This window comes from Saccharibacillus kuerlensis DSM 22868 (genome assembly GCF_000378145.1).
GTDB lineage: Bacteria > Bacillota > Bacilli > Paenibacillales > Paenibacillaceae > Saccharibacillus > Saccharibacillus kuerlensis.
On sequence record NZ_KB899330.1, the window covers coordinates 1 to 1932 of the forward strand.

General features: G+C 37.9%; 2 protein-coding genes. Both read right to left on the reverse strand.

Annotated elements, in window-relative coordinates:
• Window positions 1-294: 294 nt before the first annotated feature.
• A complete protein-coding gene (locus tag F456_RS23335; protein WP_018979061.1) occupies window positions 295-1032 on the reverse strand; it encodes a DUF7683 domain-containing protein in 738 nt (245 codons plus the stop codon).
• A 324-nt stretch (window positions 1033-1356) separates the two neighbouring features.
• Complete coding sequence (locus F456_RS0121420; protein WP_018979063.1) at window positions 1357-1710, reverse strand: DUF1878 family protein; 354 nt, start codon at window positions 1708-1710, stop codon at window positions 1357-1359.
• Window positions 1711-1932 lie beyond the last annotated feature (222 nt).

A 1932-nucleotide genomic window follows, 5' to 3' on the forward strand; every position in this document is an offset into this window, starting at 1 on the left:
CATGAGGTCGCCTCGTTTCGATGTTTGTAGGGGTACAAACAGCTTAACAAACAGGCGTCCTTTTTGCTATTTTTTGGTTAATCAACAGGCCTACTCGCCGAGTTCTTATAACGTTCCTGTATTCACGAACCCGAGAGGCTTAAGGCAGAGTAAGCTGCCCGGTGGTGGCTCTGTCACTTAGCCTCGAAGGGTTGTCTGCTGAATTCAACTTTCCCGAAATGCCCTGCAGACCAAGGGCGGTATGGCCCACAGCTTGAATACGGTGTTATGTGATGTCCCCCTGCCTTCCTTGAATCACTCACAAGAAATAAAATAATCGAATTTTTCAGTATCGATTATATGTGTTGCTTTCTGTTGTAACTGATTTATACGTTGTTCCATTATTACAAAATGACCGGTCATGGGGTGATCTTCTGACAAACATAATAATGTCCGGATTTCTTCTAAAGACAGTCCATCTAATTGTTCTTCTTCATGTATTATAAAATCATCTTTCTTTGACCATGATAAAGTTGGAATTCCGCCACTAAATAAATAAGGAGATACGTCTTCTTCCACATATAGTCCATTCGATTTAGCTAATCTTATAGTTTCTTCACTAGGCAGCATGCTTCCGATGTACATATAATAATCCCAACCAAAGTGTACATAAAATTTATCTTTACGTACTAATTTACATCCTATGATGTTTCGCAAAACCATTCTACAGATATCTGGAACTAAACTAATATCTATCAATTGATCTTCATATAAATGAATTTGTTCAAATTTCGGTTCGAATAATCTATCATTATTATTACTTAATAGTTTTGTAGGATTTATTACTCGTACAAGGTCTAACCCAATTTCTTTTATAAATGAAAAAACTGTAGCAACATACGCATTCTCTACATTCAAATATTCCTCAAGTGTAAATTGTTTACCATCGAAAACTTTCCCAATTTCTGAAGGGCATGTCCATTCATCTTTCAAGTAATGACCTTGAGAATTACGATTGCTAGGATTGTATTTTGTAACTCTCCAGTGATACATCAATTTCTCCTTTATTGTTATACTCCTTGCAGGGGGATTTCGCATAACGTTCTTGTATTCAAGACCCAGCATATGCTAGGTGTCCGGGGTATGCCACAGCGTGAATATTATGTTATAGGATGTTGACTTCTTCTTCGAATCCCATTCAAATCAAGCTTTATTCATACTTTCCATGTCTTATTCTTCGTATTTCATTAGGAGAAGCTTTAATCCCTTATTTCTTCTTTCCATTGACTGACGTACTTTTCAATCTCTTTAGTCCCTTTATAATCAGTGATTAATAATGTTCTAAAGTCCTTATTCAAAATTATGATCATTCCTTTTTCATTTCTCCAATAGAGAAGCATACAGAGGGTATTGCGGCAGCTTGGATGCTCGAAGAAGAATACTATAGACACCGGCTTCATTGGCCGGCTTCTCAAACAAATGAAGGAGCTGCTTTAAATCAATATCAAGTTCTAATTTCACATCCTTATTCAACTCACTTTCACCAGGCTGCAGCTTGGCATGGTGCTTTTTTAATATACTAAGCATTTGATTGGCCTGCTCTTCGTTCAATTCCTCACTCATAATGTAATCCCATAGTGCATAAGATTCTGGATCTACGACCATATCTCTCATTAAGGACAAATAGAATTCCATTCGATCGACTCTTTCTTCGAGATCTTTATCTGGCATTTTGAACTCTCCTTCTTATAAAAATGTTGTCCATGCTTTTGTCAATTTCCTATAACGTTCCTGTATTTACGACTCAGCGCATGCTGAGTGTCCGGCGTATCCCGGACCCAGGGCGTATGCCCGTAGCGTGAATATTATGTTGGTATTCTCAGTTCATCCCCGGCTAGTTCGGGGATGAACTTTTTCTTTATACTGGAGAAAACACTGGGTGGAATAACGCAT

What these genes read in the sequence shown, in the direction of transcription:
- F456_RS23335 (WP_018979061.1), bottom strand. Translation starts at nt 1,032, where the DNA reads ATGTATCACTGGAGAGTTACAAAATACAATCCTAGCAATCGTAATTCT.
- F456_RS0121420 (WP_018979063.1), bottom strand. Translation starts at nt 1,710, where the DNA reads ATGCCAGATAAAGATCTCGAAGAAAGAGTCGATCGAATGGAATTCTAT.